The following is a 22,542-nucleotide window of genomic DNA, read 5'->3' as shown; positions in this document are numbered from 1 at the left end:
GCCGAATCGATCACCAAGGGCGTAGCTGGTCCTGCCAGTACTACTCACCGGGCCGGGCGAGGATCACCGCGCGGGCGGCCAGGTGCAGAGCCAGCCGCTCGTCCGGACGGGACAGGTCGACCTGCAGCAGCTGCTCGATCCGGCTGATCCGCGCGGCGACCGTATTGCGATGGATCCCCAGCACAGTCGCGGTTTCGGCCAGGGAGGACTCGGCGTCGAGGTAAGCCGCGAGGGTGCGGATCAGGTCGCCGGGCGCCGGGACCAGCGGCGCGAGCAGCGCACGCGCGGCGGGCTCGAACGTGTCCGTCCGCGTCCATTCCAGGAGCAGCTGGGCCATACCGAGCTGGTCCACGTGCAGGAAGTGCCCGGTCTCGGGGCGGGTCGCGGCGAGGCGGGCGGCGTCGGCGGCTTCGGCGACTGTCGCGGTGAGACCGTCGGCGTGCGGGCGGCCGACGCCCAGGTGTGCGTCGAGCGTGCGGCGCAGGCCGCGGTGCACGGCGCGCAGCCGCGCGGACAGGGCCCGCACCCGTTCCGCCGTCGGCTCCTGCTCGAAGGTGACCCAGCCGGTCCAGCCCTCGCCGTGTTCGACGGTGACCGCGTCGATGGACTCGGCCCGGAGCGCGCGGACGACTTCCTGCGTGCGGGAGACGGTGTCGACGTCCGCGGGCACGCCGATCCGCAGGCCGACATGCCAGCCGCCGAGCCGCCAGCCCGCGTCAGCGGCACGTCGGCGCAGGTCCGCGCCCGGTTCGGTGTCCTGGCGCAGCAAGTCTCCCAGCAGGGCGGACCGGGAGCGGGCGTCTCGTTCCAGTTCCAGGCGGTGGGCCAGCAGCCAGCGCTGCACGGCGCCTGCCGCGACGGCCAGCGTCGCGGCGACGACGTCCGCGCGCGGAGACTTCGCCCCGGTCAGCTCGGCGGCCAGCCACACCGACGGCTGCGGCAGCACGGCGGGATGGGCGAGCAGAACGCCGTCTGGGAGCGCGATGCGTTGCGGGACCGGCTCGTGCACTCGCACGCGAGCCGCCTCGGCGAGTTCACCGGCAAGAACCTCGCCGCGGTCGTCGAGGACCGCGACGGGAGCGTCCAGCAGCCGCCGCAACACGGTCACGATTTCTTCCGGCGGACGCAACCGCTCCCCCAGCGCCCGGTGCGCGGCCAGCACCGCGTCGGCGCGGTCGATGTCCGGGGCGGCCAGCGCGAGGCGGGCGGCCACGAGCAGATCGAGCGGATCGGCGGACGTGACCAGCAGCGGCACCGACAGCCGTTCGGCCAGAAGCCGTGACGCGGCAAGCGGTTCGGCCCCGGGAAGCAGGACTCCGGCGGCCCGGGCGTCCGCGCACCGGCGCAGGAGGGCGTCGACCTGCCAGTCGGAACCGAGCGGCCGGACTACCACCACCAGTTCGCCGGACGCGGGGGTGCCGGACGCGTCCAGCGCGGCCTTGACCGTCCGCAATGGACGGTCCAAACCGGACTCCCCGGAGCACACCCGGACCGGACCGGCCCACGAGGGCAGAGCGAGCAGCTGGCGGAGGATCACTGGGCCACCACCGGATCGCAGTCGATTCCGTACGCGCGCGGTTCCAGCAGCGGACGGCGGCGCGGGTCAGTCCAGAACGGGGACGCGGCGAGGCACACCACGTCGACCTCCACCCCGGCGCGGATCGTGTCGCACTGCAGCGGGACGCCGGTGCGGCGGTCGAGCACCGACAGCACGTCCGGAGTGGACGCCACCGGCAGCCCGTCCCGCAGCGCCAGCAGGTACTCGTTCTCCATCTCCAGCCGCAGCAACGCGCCGTCGCGGTGATCGGTCAGCGTCGCCGAGCCGCGGCCGAACCCGGGATGCCCGTGCTGTCCGGGGCCTACGTGCCGCGACACCTCCAGCACCCGGCCGCGGGCGAGAACCCGGCCGCGGAGGGCGGTTTCCAGCGTGGCGAGGTCCGGGCTCTCCCCCGCCGCGAGCACGCGCGTGCCGAGGGCGAGCGCTTCGCTCGTCGTGCCGGGCACGGTGTGCTCGGCCAGTTCCCCGGCGGGGATCGGGGCGAGCGCGATCGCCGCCCAGCCGCCGGAGCTGGCCAGGAAGGCGCGGACGCCGTTCTCGACCACCGAGGCCGCCGCGGCGGCGAGCACGACCACCCGGCCGCCGGGTTCGGCCATCGCCGCCGGAGCGACGCCGCGGCCGGTCGCGGCGACCGAGAGCTGGTCGAGCCTCGGCAGCCCGCGCCCGGAGAGGTCCGCGTCCGCATAAGACAGACCCAGCTCCTGGGCGACTGCCAGCGGCAGCAGGCCGTTGAGACCGCCGATCTCGATCGTCATCAGCGCCTGCGCGCGCTGCCCGGTCCAGCGTTCGATCGCCGCGATCGCCGAGGCGAATTCGTCGCCGCTGGGCAGTTTCTCGGCGAACGCGGCGGTCGCGCCGACGATCCCGGCAGGCACCACGAGGGTTTCCGGCGCCAAGTCGGCGACGCGGTGCACGACGGGTTCGCGGCCGGACGCGGTCAGCCGCCGCAGCAGCACCGCCGCGGTGACGGTGTCCCCGCCCCCGCCGGACCCGAGCAGCGCGACGCCGCGTTCGAGTGCCGGCACGTCCGCGGCGGTGATGCGCATGGCTGGTCAGCGTATCAGCGGAAGCTGTACCCGCCGTCCGGATACAGCGTCGAGCCGGTGGTGTAGGTACTGGTGAACAGGTACAGCACGGCATCGGCCACTTCGGACTCCCGGCCGACGCGGTGCAGCAGGGTGTCCGCGCGGTACTGCGCGAAACTCGCCTCCCGCGCGGCGGCCGGGCGTCCGGCCCACAGGTTCCCGTCGATCGTGCCCGGCGACACGACGTTCACCCGGACCGGGGCCAGCTCCACCGCGAGCCCGCGGCCGAGTCCCTCGATCGCCGCGTTGCACGCGATGTACGCCGGGGCCGCGGCGGGCGGGCGCACGCTCGCGACGCCGGACATCAGCACCACCGAAGCGTCGTCCGACAGCTTCGGCGCGGCGTGTTTCACCGCGTGGTACTGGCCCCAGAACTTCGTGACGAACGGGCTTTGCGCCTCCTCGTCGGACAGGTCGCGCATCGCGCCGACGGTGTAGGACGCGGCGGGCGTGAACAGGTGGTCGACCCGGTCCAGCGCCCCGAAGAACTCGGCCAGCGACGCCTGGTCGGTGGTGTCCGCGGCCTGCCAGGTCGCGGTCGGGCCGAGTTCCGCCGCGGCGGCGCGCAGTTTGTCGCCGGACCGGCCGCCGAGGTGGACGAGCGCGCCCGCCGCCGTCGCGCGCCGGGCCACCTCCAGCCCGATCCCGGAACCGCCGCCGAGCACCACGACCGCCCGGCCGTCGAGCGAAGTCACGAAGCCACCTCCACCGGTACGAAATCGTGTGCCAGCCCGAACGCCGGCGGGCCGAACGTGGCCAGCGCTTCCGGGGTGCGCATGAGCGGCGGCGTCGAGATCCCGACCACGGTGACCCGCTGGCCGTAGCGCAGCGTCTCGGTGGTGATCGGCTCGGCGGATTCCGCCTCCAGCACGCAGATCAGGTCGGGGACGAGGCAGCGGACGCCGCCGTCGACGAGTGCCACCAGGTTTTCGTTCTGGAAAAGGATTTCCAGCTTGTGCCCGCCGTCGAAGGACACCATCGCGGCACGGCCGCGGGCGAACCCTTCTTCGGTCCGGCGCTCCACATCGGACACTTTGCCGCGGAACAACACGCGCAGATGCGAGTACAACGTGTCGCTGAGCGCGGTCGCCAACGCAGCCACCGGATCGGCATTCGCTTCGCGGGCAAGGCGAATCGCCCGGCCGACGCTCAGCGCGAGCGACAGCGTGCGCGGCACGGCCGTGCGCTTCACGTCCGCGCCGCTCATCGAGTACTCGGCGATGTGCGCGACGCCGCCGAGCCGGATAGTGATCCCACGCGCGAGCCATTCCATCCGGCGGTTGTCGGCGCCGGTGTCGATCACCGTGGTTTCGCCGCGTTCCCCGGCGATTCCCATCGGCGAACCGGGGACGCCGTACACGCCGAACGTCTCCATCTGCAGTTCCGGGAAAGCCCGGCCCATTCCGTCGGCGTCGACCACCGGCAGCCCGAGCCGCGCGCCGACGACCAGCGGGATCATCGAGTTGATGCCGCCGCATTCGATCGGCATCGTCGCGTCGGCCTTCGCCCCGAGGTGTTTCTCCAACGCCCGCAAGGCAAGCTCGGGTTCGGTGCCGTTCGGGAGCTTCTCGTGCACGACGGTCGGCGCGCCCATTTGCGCGGTCGGGATCACGAGGGCGTCGTCGTCCAGATCTTCCGGGTCGAGCACGGTGACGGGTCCGTGCTCGCGGATCGCCTCGCGCACCAGCAACCGTCCGACGTACGGGTCGCCGCCGCCACCGGTGCCGAGGACGGCCGCACCGCGAGCGAGGTCTTCGAGGTGGTCTTCGGTCAGCGTCCAGCTCATCCGGCGACCCCGATCGGGTCCAGGTCGTAGCCGAAGTACCGGGGCCCGGCCAGCGCGAGGCCTTCCGGGGTGTGCCAACGGGGGTCGGCCGGAGCCGCGATCACCGTCACCCGCTGGCCGTAGCGCAGGCCTTCGGTGGTGACCGCCTCGCCGGACTCGCGGTCGAGGGTGCAGATGAGGTCCGGCACCGAAGCGCGCACCTCGCCGTCGACCTCGGCCACGAAGTGCTCGTTCTGGAACCGCAGCAGCATTTCCCTCCCGGTGTCACTGTCCATTCCGGACAGCCGCGCCTCGCCGCGGGCGAACCCGGTGACGGTGCGGCGGGCGACGTCGACGACCTTGCCGCTGAACAGCGTCCGGCCGCGCAGCCGCGCCACGACGCGATCCACCGGGTTCTCGTGCGCCTCGCGGGCCTGCCGCACCAACGCGCCGAGTTCCGCGCAGAGCGTCAGCGTGCCCGGCACCATCGACTCGCGCGCCTGCGCGCCGGACATCGCGTAGTTGCTGATCATCGCCGAGCAGCCCATGTCGATGGTCGCCGACCGGGCCAGCCGCTCCGCCCAGTGATTGTCCACAGTGTCCAGTACGCCGCGGTTGCCCTTCTCGTCCGCGATGGACATCGGAGTCGCGCGGATTCCGTACAGCGTCGGCAAAACCATCTGCAGTTCCGGGAACGCCCGGCCCATGCCGTCCGCGTCCACCAGCGGCAAGCCCAGCTGCGCCGCCGCGACGACCGGGATCAGCGAGTTCACGCCGCCCGCTTCGGCGCACGCGATGTGCGTGAGTTCCTTGCCCAGATAGGTGGCCAGCGTCCGGGCGGCGAGCCCGACCTGTTCGGCGGACGGCAGTTTCTCCACCATCACCGTCGGCGCGCCCATCATCGCGACCGGCAGCACCACCGCGTCGTCGGCCAATTCGGACAGTTTCGCCAGCGGCACCGAACCGTGCTCGCGGACCGCGGCGTGCGCCAGCAGCCTGCCGATGTACGGGTCTCCCCCGCCGCCGGTGCCGAGGATCGCCGCGCCGCGGGCGATGTCGTCCAGGTCGTGTTCAGTGATTTCAGGCTTGATTTCCGGCATTGCTCACGCCCCCAGCTGCAGGTCGCCGACCGCCTTGACCCGGATCCGGGTGGCGTTGCCGGGCAGGTACGGGATCGGCACCTCGTCGAAGTCGACGATGCCGACGGACGCCGGGCTCGCCCCGGCGGCCACCGCGCGGTCGACCGCTTCCTGCTTCGCCTCGTCCACCACCGCTTCGCGACGGCCGGGCTCGATCACGTACACCCGGTCGACCTCGCCGCCGATCTGCGCGATCGCCGCGCCGATCGCGTTGGCCACCGCGTAGTGGTCCGGCCGGCGGACCTCGCCGGAACCGGCGAGTTCGTCCGGCAGCAGCACCGAACCGCCGCCGACGGCGACCACCGGGAGCGGTTCGGACGACGTGCGCATCCGGTCCACGACGTCGGAAACGTCCGTCGCGATCCGGTCCAGCGCCGCCTTGACGAAGTCCCGGTCGAGGTGCGCGACCAGCGACGGATCGCCGATCTCGGCCCGTCCGGCGGCGACCGCGATGTCCGTGGCGGTCAAGGTGTCCCCGCCGAACACGAGCGCCTTCGAGGTCAGCTCGTAGCCGACGGAATCCGGTCCGACGGTCACGCCGGTCGCGTCGCCGCGGACCCGGCTGCCGCCGCCGATGCCGATCGAGAGGACGTCCGGCATCCGGAAGTTCGTGCGGATCCCGGCCACGCTCACGTCCGTGGTCGCCTCGCGCGGGAATCCCTGGCGCAGCACGCCGACGTCGCTCGTGGTGCCGCCGACGTCGACCACCGCGCACGTGTCCAAACCGGACAGCACCGCCGCGCCGCGCATCGAGTTCGTCGGGCCGGACGCGAAGGTCGCCACCGGGTAGCGGCGCGCGAAGTCGACGTCCATCAGCGTGCCGTCGTTCTGGCTCAGGTACAGCGGAGCGGTGATGCCCGCGCCGGTGACCGACGCGGCCAGACCGTCCACGATGTGCGCCGCCAGCTCGCGCAGCGCGGCGTTGATGACAGTCGCGTTTTCCCGCTCCAGCAACCCGATCCGGCCGATTTCGTGGGACAGCGAGATCGCGACGTCCGGCAGCTGCGCGGCGATGATCTCCGCCGCCCGAGCCTCGAACTCCGCGTTCACCGGCGAGAACACCGACGTGATCGCGACGCTGCGGACCCCGGCCGCGCCCATGTCGTCGGCGGCCTTGCGCAGTTCGCTCTCGTCCAGTTCGGCGATGTGCCGTCCGTCGAACTCGTGGCCGCCGTGCACCAGGTAGCTGCGCCCGGACACCGCGTCGACCAGCCGCTGCGGCCAGTCCACCATCGGCGGCAGCGACGCCCCGGCGGGCAGGCTGAGGCGCACCGCCGCGGTCGGGGCCAGCCGGTGCGCCTCGACGAGCGCGTTGATGAAGTGCGTGGTGCCGATCATCACCGCCCGCACCGCGGACGGGTCGAACGCCCGCTGCCGCTGCAGCCCGTCGATGGCGGCGACGATGCCCGAGGTCACGTCCTCGGTGGTGCTGGTCTTGATCGAGGCGAGCACCTCGCGGCCGTCCAGGAGGACCGCGTCGGTGTTGGTGCCGCCGACGTCGATGCCGATGCGCACGAAGAAATCTCCTTCCAGGTCGGGGAATCAGGCGGCCGGAGCCGGTTCGGCGTCCGCGGTGGCGCTCTTGCCGGCCCCGCGGACCAGGCCGAGCTTCCCGGCGACCACGTACAGAACGAAAGCGACGACGAGCGAGTTGATGCTGGGCAGGCCCCAGTCCACGAACTCGCCGAACAGCGCGGCGGCGATCCAGACGACGATCGTCGCGGGCACCCACACCGGGGCGTCGGCGGGCACCTCGCCCCGTGCCCGGGCCTCCTCCAGGACGCCGCGCCACTGCTTGACCACGAAGTACTCGGCGACCATGATCCCGGCGATGGGCGGGAACGCGACGCCGAGCACGGTCAGGAAATCGGTGAACTTCGAGAGGATCCCGGCCGCGGCGAGCACGCTGCCCACCAGGCCGAGCACAGCGGTCACCAGGCCGCGGTGCGCCCGCTTCCCGGACACGGTGCCGATGAAGTTCACGACGCCGAGCCCGGAGGAGTACAGGTTCCAGTCGTTGATCTTCATCGTGCCCGCGATGACGATCAGCAACCCGACCCAGCCGACCGACGACGTGACGATCGTGGTGATCTGAGCCGTGCCGACCGCGTGCGCGAGCAGCACGCCGGCCAGGCCGATCACGTACTCGCCGAGGGTGACGCCGACGAGCGTCTGCTTCACGACGTCGCCGGTGGTGCGGTTGAACCGGGTCATGTCCGGCGTGATCACCGCGCCGACGATGAACCCGCCCGCGACCAGCGTCGTGCCCTGCAGCAGCGACAGCGGCGGGCCGGGCGGCGCGGACGCCACGAGCGCGCCGAGGTCGTGCCGGGTCAGTTCGGAGACCACCGACCAGCCGACCAGGATCAGGAACGCGGGCACCATCAGGTACGCCGTCCACGCCATCGAGTGGAAGCCGCGCACCACGATCGCGGTCACCACCAGGCCGAACACCAGCGCCCAGCCCCATTCCGGCAGTCCGCTGACCAGCGCGGCGAGGCCCTGCGCGGACACCGCGGACTGGATGCCGAACCAGCCGATCAGGCTGATCCCGATGGCCAGCCCGATGAGCGCGGAGCCGCCGCGGCCGAAGCCGGTCCAGCGCGCGATCATCGAGGTGGTGAGGCCCTCGCGGACGCCGATCACGCCGACGAGGATCGTGATCAGTTCGAGGATGACCGAGCCGAGCGTGAACGCCAGCACGGCGTTCCCGAAGCTCATCCCGAAGCCGATCGTGGCGCCGAGCAGGAACTGCGACAGCGCGGAAACCTGGCCGAACCGCTGCACAGCGACCGACCACCACGAGTAACGGGCGGAATCGGGCACCCTGGTCAGCGCGTGATCGTCGACACCGACAGCCGAGGCCATGGCGACCTCCTAATCCGGGAGGGGAACGGTTCCCAGCACGGTAAGCAGCGGCTCCGGCGAGGTCACCGTGCGATCCGCACAGTCCGGGTGGCCGGAGTGTGCGGATCGCACCCTTACCCGACCAAGGCGTGGACAGCCTCGTACGAAAAGGCCGCCGCGCCGACCCCTGCCGCGATGCTGACGACGACGTTGGCCGCCGCGGCGAAGTACGACTGGCGCTCGACCAGCCGGACGGTTTCGTAGCTGAAGGTGCTGTAGGTCGTCAGCGCGCCGCAGAAGCCGGTGCCGAGCAGCGAATAGACCGCCGCGGGCAGCGCGGTCCCGGCACCGGCGAGACCGCCGAGCAGGACGCAGCCGACCAGATTGACGGTGAACGTGCCCCACGGGAACAGGCTCTGGTGCCGGGACTGGACGGCCCGGTCGGTCAGGTACCGCGTCGGCGCTCCGACCGCGGCGCCGAGGAAAACGAGGAGGACGGTCATCGGACAGCCACCTCCGCCGGGACCAGCTTGCGGGTGATCGCGTGTCCCAGCAGGACGGCGAGCAGCGCGGCGGCGAGCGTTCCGCCGAGATAGCCGAAGGCGAGCGGCACGGTGTCCGGCTGGAGGAGGTTGCGCGCTTCGACCGCGTACGTGGAGAACGTGGTGAAACCGCCGAGCACGCCGACGCCGAGGAACGGCCGCACCAGCCGGTGCGCCGACCACGCCTCGGTGACCAGCACCATCAGCACGCCGATGAGGAAACAGCCGGCGACGTTCGTCCAGAAGGTCGCCCACGGGAAGCCGCCGGTCTCGGAGGGAAGAGCCTGCGCGAGGCCGTAGCGGGCCAGTGCGCCGAGTCCGCCGCCGAGCGCGATCACGCCGAGCACCGACACGTGGTGCCGGACGAGTTCGCGTTGCTGCACGGGATCCCGGAGATCGACGTCAGGGTCGAGAGGTTCTTCAGGCACAGTCTTCTCCTACTCCACGGACACCCGGGTCGCCGTTCGAGTAGGGACTGTTGGCGGTCTCGACCGCGGTTGCCCGGGAGATTTCCCGGAGCGGCGAGCCCCACCGCCGCGCGTACGCGAGCCTACCTGATCAGTTCCCCGCCTCCCGCAACGCGGTCAGCGCCGCACTGAACATAGTGGACTTGATCGCTTCGAGCGTGCCGCGATCCTTGCCCGCCAGCGGCGCGACTCGTTCGATGGCCGCGGCTTGCAGGTATTCCAGCGCGACGGTCGCGTCGACCAGGCCGAGCGCGGCGGCTTGCGGACCGCCGAAGCGGCTCCCGGTGGTCATCGACGAGATCGCGGCGGCAGGGGTGAGCTTCGCCTGGACGAGCGCGGCCATGCCCGGCGTGAACGGGAGGTTGAGGTCGGCCTCGGGGAAGCAGAAGTAGCCGCGATCCTCGCGCATGAGACGGAAATCGTGGGCCATCGCGAGCATCGCGCCGCCGCCGAAGGCGTGCCCGTTGACCGCGGCGATCGTCGGGACGGGCAGCGCAAGCACCCGGGCGAGGAGTTCGTGAATGCTCGTGACGTACTTGCCGGACTCGTCGGAGTGGCTGGTGAGCCAGTCGAGGTCGAGACCGTTGGAGTAGTGCTTACCGCTGCCGATGGTGACGAGCGCGGCGGGTTCCTTGCCCGCGGTGACGGTGTCGAGGTGAGTGTGGACTTCTTCCAGCCACGTTGGGGCGAAACGGTTTTCGTCGGCGCCGAAGTCGAGCACGTGGACGGAGCCGGTGGTGGCGAGGGTGGGCATTTCAGTCCTTTCTGGACTTTCTCGGTGGTTCCAGAGCGAGGATCGCGCGGACCGCCGCGGCCAGCCGTGCGCGACTGTCCGCGCTGGCGGGTCCGAGGGCGAGTTCGCGGCGGAACAGGGCGGTCGGGAGGTCCACGACGCAGGCGGTGATGGCCTCCACGGCTTGCCCGTCGCCCCGGCTCCAGAGCTGCCGGGCGAGGCGGACGAGGAGGCGGACCAGGCGTTTGTCCAAGGCGTGCAAGGCTTCCGCCACGTCGTCGGGAAGCTGCGGGCCCAGGACGCGCTTCGACGGGACGGCGATCATCATCCGCGCGGCGTCCGGACGGGCGTCGGCCACCACGGCGGGGGCGTCGGCCGCTGCGACCACCGCCTCGATCGGACCGGCCGCTTCGTCTACCAGCCGCTCTTGTTCGTCGAGGAAGAAAGTGGCGGCGCGCAGCCAGGCCCGGCCGATCAGGGCGGAGAGGTTGGTGAAGGCGTGGTAGATCGTGCTGTTCGGGACGCCCGCTTCCTGGGCGAGCCGCCGGACGGTGAGCGCTTCGGGGCCGGAGTCGGCGATGAGGCGCTCGGCGACGTCGAGGATCAGCTCGGGGTCGTGGATCCGGGGGCGGGGCATGGGATGGATGGTAATGGAGCGGGTGCTCCAAAACTAGGGCGGGGTGCTGCTCGGCTCAGGAAGGGGGTGGGTCTCGTGAGTGGTGATCGCGGATAGAACCGGGATTGCCGCGAACGAGACGCCGCGTTTCCGCTGGCACCAGCGGAAACCGCTCGCCTCGCCAGCCGGGGCCCGGCTGGCGAGGCGAGATCCGCGTGCGGCCGTCCGGCTTCCGCGATCCGTGCTGCCGCCCTCGCCCCGACGCAAGCCGTTCGCCGCGTTGGGTTGAGCAGGGCCGTTCGCCGGGCAGGGCCAGATCGGGCAGTGCCGGGCAGGGCTGAGCCAGGTCGAGCAGGGCCAGGCAGGGTTGAGTCTGGTCGGGCCAGCGCCGGGCACGGTCGGCTCGCGGGACCGACGCGGCCCGGAGTCAGTTCGCGACGTACAGGCAGTCCAGCCCATCGCGCGCGATGGCGTCCGGGTCGTCCAGCCAGCGGCCGCCGTCGGCCAGGTAGCGGAAGCGGAGCCGGGCGCCCGGCGGGACCTCCACCGCGGCCGAGCGCGTGCCGTTCGAGCGTTTGCGGAGTTCGTGGCGGCCGGGCTGCCAGTCGTTGAAGTCGCCGACCACGCTCACCGGGCCGGGCGGGGTGTCGAGCGGCAGGACGAACGTCACCCGGCGGGCCCCGGAGCCGGTGCTCCGGCTGGTCTTGATCACGGCGTTTCCCTTTCCCGTTCCGGCGAATCGGTCCTTCTGAATCGTTCCATGACCGCCGCCGGAAGCCCGGACGCGGCGAATGCCGCGTCCGGGTGAAAACCGGGGTCAGGTGGTGGAAACGTCGTCCAGCTGCTCGGCCGCGGGGCGCACCGGGAACAGGTCGCCGCCGGGCGGGGCCGGGATGCGGCCGACCGCGGCCCGGGCTTTCCAGTCGCCCGCGTCAGCGGCGGCGTGCACGCTGTCGAGGGCGGCGTACTGGATGAAATGGATGTCCGGCAACGGCCATGGCGCCGCACCGGTGGCCGCCGGAAGCAGGTGGTCGACAGCGGCGAAAATGCTGCCGCCCTGGGGGTTCCGGTACGACCAGAGGTCGACGCCCAGGTGCCGGCCCAGCTGCGCGAGGCGAGTCAGCGCGACCAGGTTGAACGTGTGGTAGTGGTACGTCCGGGTGCGGGTCGACTCCTCGGGCTGGCCGCCGTCCGCGGCGATCTGGTGGTCGATCCGGGCCTTGCCGGAGTCGCGGACGATCTGCCGGGCCAGGTCGCGCTGTCCGACGTAGCTCGCGGTCGCCGCGGTGAGCAGGTCGTAGAACGTGCCGTGGTTGTTGGTCGCCTTGGCCTCGTCGGTGCCGTTCTTGCTGGTGCGCAACCAGGTCAGGAAATCCGCCGACCAGCCGCGGAACGCCTTGCCGTCGGCCTTCGTCCAGCCGGGCGCGCCCGCTTCCAGGATCCGGGCGGCGTCGAGGACCTGGGTGAAGGTGTAGGAGAACTCGATGATGCCGATCCCCCGCCCGTCGGTCTTGCACGGGATGCCCTGCGCGAAGTTCAGGTTCGGGTTCATTTTCGTGGCCGCGTCGAGGAACCAGGTGCGCAGGTCGAGCGCGGCGCGCTGGGCGTACTCGGCCTTGCCGGTGTAGTACCAGGCGAGCGAAAGCTGGTAGATCGAGTTGAACGCGACGAGCCGCTCGGCCTTGTCCGGCACGTTCTTCATCTCGGGGTTGACCTGGCCGTCGCGGTCGACGTACGGGCAGCCCTGCGGGTTTTCCGGCGTTTTCGGCTGGCTGGGCCAGTAGTACGGGGCGAGGCTCAGGTAGTCGTGCTTGTCGCCGCTCGGCGGGACGCGCTCCTTGTCGACGACCGTCCACGGGCCCTTCGTCAGCGCGTCGTCGGCCTGCTTCAGCAGGTTGGACAGCGACGTGCGCAGCGTCGGATTCCCGGCCATCAGGCCGATTTTGTTGCCTGCCAAGTGCAGACCGTCGAGCACCACTGGATCCGGCACGCAGACGAACGAACACGACCTCGGCGCGGGCGCGGCGGTGGCCGCACCGGCGGTGGTCGCGAGCAGCCCCGCGACCACCGCGAGAACCGCCGCGATACGACGCGGACGGGAAGACCGGGAAGGAGGCAGCACCGCAACTCCGTTCAAGAATATGAATACTCCACAGATATGTGAACTGAGATTGAATAGCCGAACGCGCGTGGCCGCGTCAAGGGGACGTCAGGCGGAACGGCCGCGCCGGACCGGGTTCCGGAGGGTGCCGATGCTCTCGATCATGATGATGACCTCGTCGTCTGCTTCGAGCGTGACGTCCGGGCCGGGAACGGCGGATGTACCGGTGGCCAGGACGGCCCCGCGCGGGAAAACCTCGCCGCGATAGAGCCACGAGACCAGCTCCGCGAGCCGGCGGTGCAGCCGCGCGGTGGACGTCTCCCCTGCCCAGCGCAGTTCCCCGGCGCGATGGATCGTTACCGCGATGCCGAGCGCGTACGGGTCCGGAATGTCTTGAGCGGGCACGATCCACGGCCCGGCCGCGCACGAGCCGCGGTACGTCTTGGCCTGCGGCAGATACAGCGGGTTCTCGCCTTCGATGCTGCGCGAACTCACGTCGTTGACGATCGTGTAGCCGACGATCTCCCCGGACGCGTTGCACACCAACGCCAGTTCGGGTTCCGGAACGTCCCAAGTGGAATCTTCGCGCACGCCGATCGGCTCTCCCGGGCCGCGCACGCGGTGCCCGACGCTCTTGAAGAACAGTTCCGGACGCTCCGCCTCGTAGACCCGCGCGTAGACGTCGGCGTCGCCGCTCTCCTCCATCCGCGCCTTGCGCGACACTTCGTAGGTGACTCCGGCGGCCCACACTTCAGTGTCGTCGTCGACTGGTGCCTGCAGCTCGCCTGGTTCACCTGGCTTCAGCTCGACCGCCAGTGCTTCGGCGAAGTCCTCGGCAGACAGGGCGAGGAGGGAGCCGAGCGTGGTGCCGGGCGGGAGCGTGCCGGTGGATTCGCCGTCGGTGACCTGCCAGCCCGCGGCGGTCTTCGCGAGGCGGCGCATCAGTGGGAATCCCTCGGCACGGCCGAACCGCGGGTGCCGTGGAGGAAATCGAAGTCCGCGCCGAGGTGTGCCTGGGTGACGTGCTCGCGGTAGAGCCAGGTGTAGCCGCTGCGGTACGGGCTTTCCGGCGGCGTCCATGCCGCGCGCCGGGCGGCGAGCTCGTCGTCGGGCACGTGCAGGGTCAGGTGGCGCGCCGGGGTGTCGAGCGTGATCCGGTCGCCGGTGCGGACGAGCGCGAGCGGGCCGCCGATCGCCGATTCCGGGCTCACGTGCAGCACGACGGTGCCGTAGCCGGTGCCGGACATCCGGCCGTCGCAGATCCGCACCACGTCGGTGATTCCCTGGTCGAGCAGCTTCTTCGGCACCGGGACGTTCGCCACCTCCGGCATGCCCGGGTAGCCCTTGGGGCCCGCGCCGCGGATCACGAGGATCGTGTCGGCGGTGACCGGCAGGTCCGGGTCGTCGGCGACGCGGTGGTAGTCCTCCGCGGTGTCGAAGACCAGCGCCGGGCCGGTGTGCGTGAGCAGCTCCGGCGACGCGGCGGATTGCTTCAGCACCGCGCCGTCCGGGGCGAGATTCCCGGTGAGCACAGCGGTTCCGGTGCCGGGCGGCTGGAACGGAGCCTCAACTGTAGTGATGACCTCGTCGTTCCAGCACTCCGCGGTTTCCCGGGGCTTGCCGGTGACCGTGTGGACATCGGCGCGCAGGAGTCCGGCTTCGGCGAGCCTCGTCAGCACCACAGGAATTCCTCCCGCGTAACAGAAATCCTCCATCAGGAACCGGCCGGACGGCATCAGGTTCACCAACGTCGGGACCGCGCGGCCCAGCTCGTCGAAGTCGCTCATGGCGAGCGGGACGCCGACGCGCCCGGCCAGCGCGAGAAGGTGCACGATCGCGTTGGTGGACCCGCCGATCGCCGCGTTGACGCGGATCGCGTTCTCGAACGCCGCGCGGGCCAGGATCGCCGACGGCCGCAGGTCCTCCTCGACCATCGCGACAATGCGCTGACCGGCGGACTGCGCGGTCTCGAAGCGCCGCGCGTCGACCGCGGGCCAGGTCGCCGAACCGGGCAGCTGCATGCCGAGCGCTTCGGCGAGACAGGCCATCGTCGAGGCGGTGCCCATGGTCATGCAGTGGCCGTTCGAGCGGGCCATGCAGCCTTCGGCGAAGAAGCACTCCTCCTCGGTCATCCGGCCGGCTTTGAGCTCTCCCTCGAACTTCCAGACGTGCGTTCCCGAGCCGACGTCGCCGCCGCGGAACTTCCCGTTGAGCATCGGGCCGCCGGTGACCATCACCGCGGGCAGGTCCGCGCTCGCCGCGCCCATCAGCATCGCCGGGGTCGTCTTGTCGCAGCCGGAGAGGAGGACGACGCCGTCGAGCGGGTTGGCGCGGATCAGCTCCTCGACCTCCATCGCCATCAGGTTGCGGTAGAGCATCGCGGTGGGGCGCATGAGCGTCTCGCCGGTCGCCATCGTGGGGAACGCCAGCGGGAAACCGCCCGCCTGCCAGACGCCGCGCTTGACCGCCTCGGCGACGCGGTCGAGGTGGACGTTGCACGGGGCGAGTTCGGAGGCGCTCACCGCGATCCCGATCACCGGGCGGCCGTCGAACACCTCCGGGCCGAAGCCCTGGGACCGCATCCACGACCGGTGGATCATCCCCGCCCGGCCGGACGCCCCGAACCACGCCGCGCTGCGCACCCGCCGACTCCCTTCTCCGGACCCTCCTCGATACCCGATCGGGCGGATCCTGGCAATCGACTGAGAATTCCCGCGAACCGGACACTTCGCGAGGGCGGCGGACGTTGGAGGGGGTGAGAATGTCGCCGGAGATCGCGAGGTGTGCGATGAGCCTGATCGGGACCCTGGTCGGGTATGTCCTGACCGTGTTCATCGTGGTGCTGGTGGCGCGGATGGTGCTGGACTGGACCCGCGTGGTGGCGACCGGGCCCGCGTGGCTCGGCCAGGCGCGCCGGATCAGCCACCGGGCGACCGAGCCGGTGATCGCCCCGGTGCGGCGGGTGCTGCCGCCGATCCGGGCCGGCGGGGTGGCGTTCGATCTCGCGTTCACGGTGGTGTTCGTGGCGGCGTTGGTGGTGCGGTCCGTCGCGTTCGCCTTGTGAGAGCCGGCCGGGCTCCAGGGGCACGTGCAGGCGCGGCGATGGGTCCGGGTTGCTGAGGCGGGCCGCGGTCGAGTTTGGTCGCGCGGCGGCGGTTGATCGAGCTTTCCCGCGCTAGCGGGCCGGTGAAGTGTGTTCGGGACGGTCGGCCGGACTTCGGCGTCGAGCCGTCAGCCGGGCTTTCCGGCGGCGACCGGGGCCGGTTCGTCGTCGGGGCGTCGGCGGGCGGACCAGGCGTCGTAGCCGCGCAGGAGGAAGCGGTGGGCGGGGCGTTCGACCAGGCGGGTGAGGGCCCAGCCGAGCACGACGCCGGCCGTGATCATCCCGGCGGTTTGCAGCAGCGGGTCGAGGCCGAGGCCGGAGAGCCAGTGCAGCACGAGGTAGCCGATGGCCTGGTGGATCAGGAAGACGCCGTACGAGACCCCGGCGAACCAGGTGATCGCGCGCTGGGCGAACGGCGGGAGGAGGCGGTTCCAGTCCGGACCGGCCGCGGCGAGCGAGATCACCGCGAGGCCGATCGCGATGCCGATCGTCGAACCCCATTCGACGTGGATCCCGGACGGGGTGACGGTCGCGCCGTGCAGGGCGTGCGCGGTGACGCAGAGGACTTCCAGCAGCACGAATTCCCTCGTGGAGACGCGTTTCGTCGTCCAGAGCCAGACCGCGACGCCGGCGACGAACAGGTGCCAGCGGTGGAAACCGAAGCCGTCGACGATCACGCGGTACCACTCCGGCGGGCCTGCGACGCGCAGCGGCCATTGCGCGAGCGGGACGAGCAGGGCGGTCCACATGACGACGCGGAACCTGCGGCCGTGGCCCCAGCGGCCGCGATACAGCAGCACGGCGACGGTGAACGCCATGAGCTGGAGGGGAATCGTCCAGTGGGAGCCGTCGAGGAAGGGGTAGGCGGCGGGTTTCCAGTTCCAGAGCATCAGGAGGTTGCCGGCGAGGTCGCCGAACCGCGGGCTGAACCAGCCGGGCGGCGAGAGGTACCGCAGCGCGAAGTAGATCACCACGACAGCCGCGAGAAACGGCGGCAGCAACCGCGCGATCCTCCCCCACCAGTACCGGCCGAGCGATCCGCGCCCGATGGTGACGGCGGCGAAGTACGCGGAAATCACGAGCAGCAGGCTCGCCCCGATCTGATGCGGGAACACGAACCGCCGCGCTCCCAGTTCGGGATGCACGACGACGCTCATGAAGGTCGCGTGGTACAGCAGCACCAGCACGACGCACCCACCGCGCACGAGGTCCCAGCTGATCCGCCGGTTCCCCGAAGACACGCTCACCGGACGGAACGAGGACACGCGCGTCACCGTAACCGGTGGGGTGCGCGGGGCGGGGAGGGACCCTGGGCGCGTCGGGCGGGGCAATTCCGGTACAGGGGCGCGGGTTCGGGTCGTGAAGCGGGGTCCGTTTCGGGAAAAGCCTTGGTGACAGAGGGTTTTCCGCCGGGATGGCTCGCGGGGCGGGCGGTGACTCGCGGGCGCGGGGTTCCGGTGAGTGAGAGGTTTTCGTTTGCAGGCAAGCAGGATTCACCCGTTGGTTGTGACGGACTAATGCTTGCTTGGCTTTGACGCGAAGGAGCGCGCCTCCTGGAGCGGATGGCTAGCCCATCGAGCCCTCGTTCCGATCGCACCGCAGAAGGGGACCTGCCTGCCCCGGGATCCGGCAGGCAGAGACCCGCTAGGCCGGGGTCTCTTGTCCGCCGTCGGGGTGCTCCGCGGTGAGCCCGGTGAGCATCCGGTCGTAGACCCGGGCGGCGCGGTCGTCGAGTTCCGCGGGGGTGAGGTCGAGGTCGCGGGCGAGGGCGGTGCGGAAGATGCAGTAGCCGAAGTAGGCGGCGGCGGTCATCGCGTGCATCACCTCCCCGTCGGCGTCGGCGGGCAGGCTGCCGTCGCGCTTGTCCCGGTCGAGGGCGCGGCGGGTGAGGTCCAGCGCGGGGAACAGGGTGAGTTCGGGGTCCTCGTCGAGCGCGAGGAGCGCTTCGAGCTTGACGAGGTCGGGCTGGCGCAGCGCCCACCCCCACATGGCGCGGCGGCGGTCGGCGAAGGGCTGTTCCCAGTGCGTCTCGGGATCGGGCCGGTCGTGCTCGAGCAGCTGGGCGATGGCCGCGCGCAGCAGAGCTTGGCGGCTGCCGAAGTACACGTAGATCTGCCCGTGGTTGACGCCGGCTTCCTTGGCGACCTCGCGGAGGTTGATGCCCGCGAGCACCCCGTCGCGGCGCAGGAGGCGCAGAGCCGCGGCGAGCAGATCGGCTTTCGTCTCTTCGCGGCTGCGCCGCCGGCGGCGGGCTGGTGCGGTGCTCGGCTGCTCGGTCACGCCGTCCCTCTCCGAAGTTACTCGTCAGTACGCCTTGTTGCGCCCCGGGCCACTCTATACGGTTCGTTACCAACGTTTCGTTACTAACACTTCGTTGGGAGTTGCGGTGGAAGCAGAGTTGCCGTTGCGGGGCGTGCGGGTGCTGGATGTGGCGACGGTCCTGGCCGCGCCGGTCACGGCGACGTTCCTCGGCGATTTCGGCGCCGAGGTGGTGAAGGTCGAGGAGCCGGGCCGCGGCGATTTCACCCGGGGCCGGGCCGCCGAGCCGGGCGGGCGGTCGCTGCAGTGGCTGCAGGAGGGCCGCAACAAGAAGTCGGTCACGGTGGATCTGCGCCGGCCCGCCGGACAGGACCTGGTGCGCGCGATGGTGCCGCACTTCGACGTGGTGATCACCAACTACCGGCCGCCCACGCTGGAGAAGTGGGGGCTCGACCCGGAGACGCTGCAGCGGATCAATCCGCGCGCGGTGCTGGTGTACCTGACCGGCTACGGACTCTCCGGCCCGTACCGCGACCGGGGCGCGTTCGACCGGATCGCCAGCGCCTTCGCGGGGCTGACCGACGTGAGCGGGGAACCCGGCCGGGCGCCGGTCCGGTCGGGGTACGCGGTGATCGACTACATGGGCGCGTATCTCTCGGCGTTCGCGGCGATGGTCGCCCTGTACGAACGCGACGTCAACGGCGGGCAAGGCCAGGTTGTCGATCTCGGCCTGTACGAGGCGGGGTTCCGGGCAGTCGAGGACGCGCTGCTGGACTTCTCGGCCAACGGCCGGGTGCGCCGGCGCATGGGCAACCGCAACCCGCACGTGGTGCCCGCCAGCGACTTCGACACCGCCGACGGGCGGCGGATCTCGGTCCACGCGGGCACCGACCCGTTGTTCCGCAGGCTGGCCGCCGTGATCGGGCAGCCGGAGCTGGCCGCCGATCCGCGTTTCGTCACCCGCGTGGCTCGCACGGAGCACGCCGACGAGCTGTACGCGGTCATCGGCGGCTGGGTCGCCGAGCACCCGGCCGACGAGGCGACGCGGATGTTCAACGACGCGGGCATCCCCGCCTCGGCGATCATGACGATCGCCGACATCGCCGCCGACGCCCACTACCGCGAACGCGGCACGATCGTCGACGTCGAAGATCCCGAGCACGGCACCGTTTCCATGGCCGCGCCGATACCGCGGCTGAGCGCCACCCCCGGGCGCATCGGCTCCCTCGGACCCGCCCTCGGCGCCCACACCGACGACGTCCTCCGGCAGCTGCTCGCCCTGAGCGACGACGACCTCGCGGCACTCCGCCGCGACGGCGTCATCTGACCCGGGCCGAGGAGCCGATCATGCCTTCAGCAACGCCGCTGTCCCCGGCCGGATCCCGCTCGATCCGCCGCCGGGCCTGGACGGTCACCGGGCTCGTCGTCGTCTTCATGGTCGTCAACTTCGCGGACAAGGCCGTGCTCGGTCTCGCCGCGGTGCCGATCATGCGGGAACTGCACCTGACCAACAGCACCTACGGTCTGCTGGCGAGCAGCTTCTACCTGCTGTTCAGCCTCACCAGCCTCGCCGCCGGAGTGCTTTCCGCGCGGGTCGCCAGCCGCTGGATCCTGTTCGCGCTGGCGGTGTGCTGGGCCGTCGCGCAACTTCCGGTTCTCGTGTTCGCGGCGGCGCCCACGCTGTTCGCGAGCCGCATCCTGCTCGGCGCGGCGGAGGGCCCGGCCTCCGGGATGAGCATGCACGCGCTGTACAAGTGGTTTCCCGACGATCGCCGCAGCCTGCCCACCGCCCTGCAGCTCACCGGCGGCTCGGTCGGCATCTTCATCGCCGCCCCGGTGCTCACCTGGATCATCACCGGCTACGGCTGGCGCGCCGCGTTCGTCGTCCTCGCCGTGGTCGCCGCGCTCTGGGCGCTCGTGTGGCTGCCACTCGGCCACGACGGGCCTTATGCCGCGCCCGCGACCGCTCCGGCGAACTCCGCCCCGGCGCGGATCCCCTACCGCAAACTGCTTCTCAACGGCACCGTCCTCGGCGGATTCGCCAGTGCCTTCGGCGCCTACTGGTCGCTGGCGCTCGGCTCGTCCTGGCTGCCCGCGTACCTGCAAACCGAAGCAGGGCTCGGCCCGAAGACCTCGGCGATGGTGATCAGCCTGCACGCGGCGCTGAGCATCGCGCTGGTCCTCACCGTCGTGCCCGCCACCGGCCGCCTGATCCGGCGCGGGATTTCCAGCCGCTGGGCCCGCGGCGCGACGCAGGGAATCGCGGTCGTGCTCGCCGGCGGCTGCATGGCGGCGTTCCCGCTCACGACGTCGAACGGCCTGCGCGTCGTGCTGATCACGATCGCCTTCGCGGCAGGCACTCTCGCCTACCCGCTCGGATACCTCACGGCAGGCGAACTCGTGCCCGTCCGGCAACGGGGAACGGTGTTCGGGCTGGCCGTCGCGCTCAGCACGTTGCCCGGGATCATCGCGCCCGCGGTCACCGGAAGCCTCATCGACCGCTACGGCTATCCGGCGGCTTTCGGCTTCGGCGCCGCCGTCATGGTGCTGACCGGCGCTTACGCCGCGTTCGCCATCCGGCCGCAACGCGACGCCGCCCGTATCGGGGCGCTCGGCACCCGGCCTTTGACCAGCCCGGCCCAGGAGCACGCATGACCGACCTGTCCTTCGCCTCGGCGACCGAACTCGCCGCGATGATCCGCACCCGCGAACTGTCGCCGCTCGAGCTCATGCAGCACACGCTGGATCGCGTCGCGCTGCTCAACGACGACCTCAACGCCGTCGTGTCCCTCGACCCGCAGCGCGCCCTCGACGAGGCGACCGCACTGACCGGCCGCATCGCCCGCGGTGCCGATCCCGGGCCGCTCGCCGGAATCCCGATCGCGGTCAAAGACCTCGAAGACGCCGAAGGATTCCCGACCACCCGAGGGACCAAGGCCTTCCGCGACGCCCCTCCCGCCCTCGCCGACAGCGTCCACGTCGCCCGGCTCCGCGCGGCCGGGGCCATCGTCATCGGCAAGACCAACACGCCCCCGATGGGTGCCGCCATCTCCACCCGCAACGAAGCCTTCGGCACCACGCGGAACCCTTGGCAGCTCGAGAAATCCGCGGGCGGATCGAGCGGCGGATCCGCCGCCGCAGTCGCCGCCGGCCTGGTTCCGCTCGCCACTGCGGGCGACGGCGGCGGATCCACCCGCATCCCCGCCGCGCTGTGCGGCGTCCTCGGTCTCAAACCGACCCGCGGCCGCATCCCGCACGGCCCGGCCGCGATCCCGTCCTGGACGCACCACAGCTGCCTCACCCCGATGACCCGCACCGTCCGCGACGCCGCCCTGCACCTCGACCTCGCCGCCGGATACCACCCAGCGGACCCGTTCTCCCTGCCGAAGCCCGCACAGTCCTTTGTGGACGGACTGACCGAGCCGCTGCCCCCGCTGCGGATCGCGGTCGAGCGCACCCTGGGCATCGCCGCCCCCGAACCGGCCGTCCTGCACGCACTGGACCGCGCGGCCGAGATCCTGCGCGGTCTCGGCCACCGCCTCTCCGACGACGACTTTCCCCATCCGCACGCCGAGAATTTCCCAGCCGCCGCCCAGCTCCGCCAGAAAATCCTCGCCTACCAGCGATTCACCCACGTCGCCGACGAGTTCGCCGCCCGCCCCGGCCGCTTCGAACCCTGGTTCGCGGACATCCTCGGCCAGGGGCGTTCGGTCACCGCCGCCGACCTCGCGCGCTACTGGGAATGCCGCGGGCAGCTGGACGCCTGGTCCGCCGGGCTTTTCCAGCACCGCGACCTGCTCCTCACCCCGACGACCCCGACCACCGCCTGGCCCGCGGAAGGCCCCGACCTCCGCGAGGCGGCACAGCGGCGGACGATCCCGATCGCCTTCACCGCGCCGTTCAACGACACCGGCCACCCGGCCGTCAGCATCCCCATCGAAACCAGCCCCGACGGACTGCCGTGCGCGGTCCAGCTCGTCGCCCCGCACCACCGCGACGATCTTCTGCTCCGGGTCGCCGCCGCCCTTGAGGAGGAGATTGGCCCGCTCCGGGGGCGGGCGCTTCATCGCTAGGTGCCCGGTGCTGTCCCGTCCGGTATGCCGGGCGGGACGGTCGCCCGCACTCGGGCGGCGCGGTGCCAGCCGCCCGGTCCGGTGCCAGCCGCCAGATGCGGTCGCTCGAGGCGGAAGGCTGTGCTGCCGGAGCGCGAGACCCGTTCCGTCCCGCGCCGCCGATCATCGGGCGAAGGCGATCGACCACACTGGCGGCGGTGCGACGAACGCCGTCGTGGACACCGGGGCGATTGCCGCACTCCCGCGCTGCCCCG

21 protein-coding genes are annotated in these 22,542 nt (G+C 71.5%); 4 read left to right on the top strand and 17 right to left on the bottom strand.

Annotated features, from left to right (window positions below):
- Positions 1 to 40 precede the first annotated feature (40 nt).
- From ACZ7SW_RS26055 to ACZ7SW_RS25985, 15 genes are all read right to left on the bottom strand, one after another.
- A complete protein-coding gene (locus tag ACZ7SW_RS26055; protein WP_470232976.1) occupies positions 41 to 1,537 on the bottom strand; it encodes a PucR family transcriptional regulator in 1,497 nt (498 codons plus the stop codon).
- Complete coding sequence (locus tag ACZ7SW_RS26050) at positions 1,534 to 2,604, bottom strand: DUF917 domain-containing protein (RefSeq protein WP_470232975.1); 1,071 nt, start codon at positions 2,602 to 2,604, stop codon at positions 1,534 to 1,536. Before ACZ7SW_RS26050 ends, ACZ7SW_RS26055 begins: the two co-directional genes overlap by 4 nt.
- A gap of 14 nt (positions 2,605 to 2,618) precedes the next feature.
- Entirely contained in the window at positions 2,619 to 3,338 is a 720-nt protein-coding gene (locus ACZ7SW_RS26045) for an SDR family oxidoreductase (protein WP_470232974.1), read from the bottom strand.
- Positions 3,335 to 4,429 (bottom strand): DUF917 domain-containing protein, encoded by a 1,095-nt coding sequence (locus tag ACZ7SW_RS26040; protein ID WP_470232973.1) that lies wholly within the window; start codon positions 4,427 to 4,429, stop codon positions 3,335 to 3,337. The genes ACZ7SW_RS26045 and ACZ7SW_RS26040 overlap by 4 nt, the downstream gene beginning before the upstream one ends.
- Positions 4,426 to 5,508 carry a DUF917 domain-containing protein gene (locus ACZ7SW_RS26035; RefSeq protein ID WP_470232972.1) on the bottom strand — a complete coding sequence of 361 codons (1,083 nt, stop codon included), beginning with the start codon at positions 5,506 to 5,508 and terminating at the stop codon, positions 4,426 to 4,428. The genes ACZ7SW_RS26040 and ACZ7SW_RS26035 overlap by 4 nt, the downstream gene beginning before the upstream one ends.
- Before the next feature lie 3 nt (positions 5,509 to 5,511).
- A complete protein-coding gene (locus ACZ7SW_RS26030; protein ID WP_470232971.1) occupies positions 5,512 to 7,062 on the bottom strand; it encodes a hydantoinase/oxoprolinase N-terminal domain-containing protein in 1,551 nt (516 codons plus the stop codon).
- A 27-nt stretch (positions 7,063 to 7,089) separates the two neighbouring features.
- Positions 7,090 to 8,415, bottom strand: a complete 1,326-nt coding sequence (locus ACZ7SW_RS26025; protein ID WP_470232970.1) for a purine-cytosine permease family protein — start codon at positions 8,413 to 8,415, stop codon at positions 7,090 to 7,092.
- A gap of 113 nt (positions 8,416 to 8,528) precedes the next feature.
- Positions 8,529 to 8,897, bottom strand: a complete 369-nt coding sequence (gene crcB, locus ACZ7SW_RS26020) for a fluoride efflux transporter CrcB (protein ID WP_470232969.1) — start codon at positions 8,895 to 8,897, stop codon at positions 8,529 to 8,531.
- The gene (gene crcB / locus ACZ7SW_RS26015) at positions 8,894 to 9,364 is read right to left on the bottom strand and encodes a fluoride efflux transporter CrcB (RefSeq protein WP_470232968.1); all 471 of its coding nucleotides are present in this window, start codon (positions 9,362 to 9,364) and stop codon (positions 8,894 to 8,896) included. Before crcB (ACZ7SW_RS26015) ends, crcB (ACZ7SW_RS26020) begins: the two co-directional genes overlap by 4 nt.
- Before the next feature lie 130 nt (positions 9,365 to 9,494).
- Positions 9,495 to 10,157 carry an enoyl-CoA hydratase/isomerase family protein gene (locus tag ACZ7SW_RS26010; RefSeq protein WP_470232967.1) on the bottom strand — a complete coding sequence of 221 codons (663 nt, stop codon included), beginning with the start codon at positions 10,155 to 10,157 and terminating at the stop codon, positions 9,495 to 9,497.
- Between the two features lies 1 nt (position 10,158).
- Positions 10,159 to 10,773 (bottom strand): TetR family transcriptional regulator, encoded by a 615-nt coding sequence (locus ACZ7SW_RS26005; protein ID WP_470232966.1) that lies wholly within the window; start codon positions 10,771 to 10,773, stop codon positions 10,159 to 10,161.
- Between the two features lie 406 nt (positions 10,774 to 11,179).
- Complete coding sequence (locus tag ACZ7SW_RS26000) at positions 11,180 to 11,464, bottom strand: isoamylase early set domain-containing protein (RefSeq protein WP_470232965.1); 285 nt, start codon at positions 11,462 to 11,464, stop codon at positions 11,180 to 11,182.
- 105 nt (positions 11,465 to 11,569) lie between these two features.
- Positions 11,570 to 12,874 (bottom strand): alginate lyase family protein, encoded by a 1,305-nt coding sequence (locus ACZ7SW_RS25995; protein WP_470232964.1) that lies wholly within the window; start codon positions 12,872 to 12,874, stop codon positions 11,570 to 11,572.
- Positions 12,875 to 12,961: 87 nt separating this feature from the next.
- Complete coding sequence (locus ACZ7SW_RS25990) at positions 12,962 to 13,795, bottom strand: fumarylacetoacetate hydrolase family protein (RefSeq protein WP_470232963.1); 834 nt, start codon at positions 13,793 to 13,795, stop codon at positions 12,962 to 12,964.
- Positions 13,795 to 15,495 carry an IlvD/Edd family dehydratase gene (locus ACZ7SW_RS25985; protein ID WP_470232962.1) on the bottom strand — a complete coding sequence of 567 codons (1,701 nt, stop codon included), beginning with the start codon at positions 15,493 to 15,495 and terminating at the stop codon, positions 13,795 to 13,797. Before ACZ7SW_RS25985 ends, ACZ7SW_RS25990 begins: the two co-directional genes overlap by 1 nt.
- 146 nt (positions 15,496 to 15,641) lie before the next feature.
- Between ACZ7SW_RS25985 and ACZ7SW_RS25980 the strand changes: the two genes are divergently transcribed.
- Entirely contained in the window at positions 15,642 to 15,917 is a 276-nt protein-coding gene (locus ACZ7SW_RS25980) for a YggT family protein (RefSeq protein ID WP_470232961.1), read from the top strand.
- A 167-nt stretch (positions 15,918 to 16,084) separates the two neighbouring features.
- Here ACZ7SW_RS25980 and ACZ7SW_RS25975 read toward each other — a convergent pair whose 3' ends face one another.
- A complete protein-coding gene (locus tag ACZ7SW_RS25975) occupies positions 16,085 to 17,221 on the bottom strand; it encodes an acyltransferase family protein (RefSeq protein WP_470232960.1) in 1,137 nt (378 codons plus the stop codon).
- 379 nt (positions 17,222 to 17,600) lie between these two features.
- A complete protein-coding gene (locus ACZ7SW_RS25970) occupies positions 17,601 to 18,236 on the bottom strand; it encodes a TetR/AcrR family transcriptional regulator (protein WP_470232959.1) in 636 nt (211 codons plus the stop codon).
- Between the two features lie 106 nt (positions 18,237 to 18,342).
- On the opposite strand from ACZ7SW_RS25970, the gene ACZ7SW_RS25965 reads away from it, so the two are divergent.
- Genes ACZ7SW_RS25965 through ACZ7SW_RS25955 form a run of 3 tightly spaced genes read left to right on the top strand, consistent with a single transcriptional unit; the run spans position 18,343 to position 22,288 of the window.
- Entirely contained in the window at positions 18,343 to 19,542 is a 1,200-nt protein-coding gene (locus ACZ7SW_RS25965) for a CaiB/BaiF CoA transferase family protein (RefSeq protein ID WP_470232958.1), read from the top strand.
- 20 nt (positions 19,543 to 19,562) lie between these two features.
- On the top strand, positions 19,563 to 20,870 hold the full coding sequence (locus tag ACZ7SW_RS25960) for an MFS transporter (protein WP_470232957.1): 1,308 nt from the start codon (positions 19,563 to 19,565) through the stop codon (positions 20,868 to 20,870).
- Positions 20,867 to 22,288 carry an amidase gene (locus ACZ7SW_RS25955; protein WP_470232956.1) on the top strand — a complete coding sequence of 474 codons (1,422 nt, stop codon included), beginning with the start codon at positions 20,867 to 20,869 and terminating at the stop codon, positions 22,286 to 22,288. The genes ACZ7SW_RS25960 and ACZ7SW_RS25955 overlap by 4 nt, the downstream gene beginning before the upstream one ends.
- The last annotated feature ends 254 nt before the right edge of the window (positions 22,289 to 22,542 follow it).

It is taken from the genome of Amycolatopsis sp. NPDC114484, assembly GCF_055633755.1.
The sequence above is the reverse complement of the archived record's forward strand: the minus strand, read 5'-3'. Positions and strand labels throughout refer to the sequence as shown.

Coding starts and splice junctions, on each gene's coding strand:
- ACZ7SW_RS25955 (WP_470232956.1), top strand. CDS start 20,867: ATGACCGACCTGTCCTTCGCCTCGGCGACCGAACTCGCCGCGATGATC.
- ACZ7SW_RS25990 (WP_470232963.1), bottom strand. CDS start 13,795: ATGCGCCGCCTCGCGAAGACCGCCGCGGGCTGGCAGGTCACCGACGGC.
- ACZ7SW_RS26005 (WP_470232966.1), bottom strand. CDS start 10,773: ATGCCCCGCCCCCGGATCCACGACCCCGAGCTGATCCTCGACGTCGCC.
- crcB (WP_470232969.1), bottom strand. CDS start 8,897: ATGACCGTCCTCCTCGTTTTCCTCGGCGCCGCGGTCGGAGCGCCGACG.
- ACZ7SW_RS26035 (WP_470232972.1), bottom strand. CDS start 5,508: ATGCCGGAAATCAAGCCTGAAATCACTGAACACGACCTGGACGACATC.
- ACZ7SW_RS26025 (WP_470232970.1), bottom strand. CDS start 8,415: ATGGCCTCGGCTGTCGGTGTCGACGATCACGCGCTGACCAGGGTGCCC.
- ACZ7SW_RS26050 (WP_470232975.1), bottom strand. CDS start 2,604: ATGCGCATCACCGCCGCGGACGTGCCGGCACTCGAACGCGGCGTCGCG.
- ACZ7SW_RS26010 (WP_470232967.1), bottom strand. CDS start 10,157: ATGCCCACCCTCGCCACCACCGGCTCCGTCCACGTGCTCGACTTCGGC.
- ACZ7SW_RS25980 (WP_470232961.1), top strand. CDS start 15,642: ATGAGCCTGATCGGGACCCTGGTCGGGTATGTCCTGACCGTGTTCATC.
- ACZ7SW_RS26040 (WP_470232973.1), bottom strand. CDS start 4,429: ATGAGCTGGACGCTGACCGAAGACCACCTCGAAGACCTCGCTCGCGGT.
- ACZ7SW_RS25960 (WP_470232957.1), top strand. CDS start 19,563: ATGCCTTCAGCAACGCCGCTGTCCCCGGCCGGATCCCGCTCGATCCGC.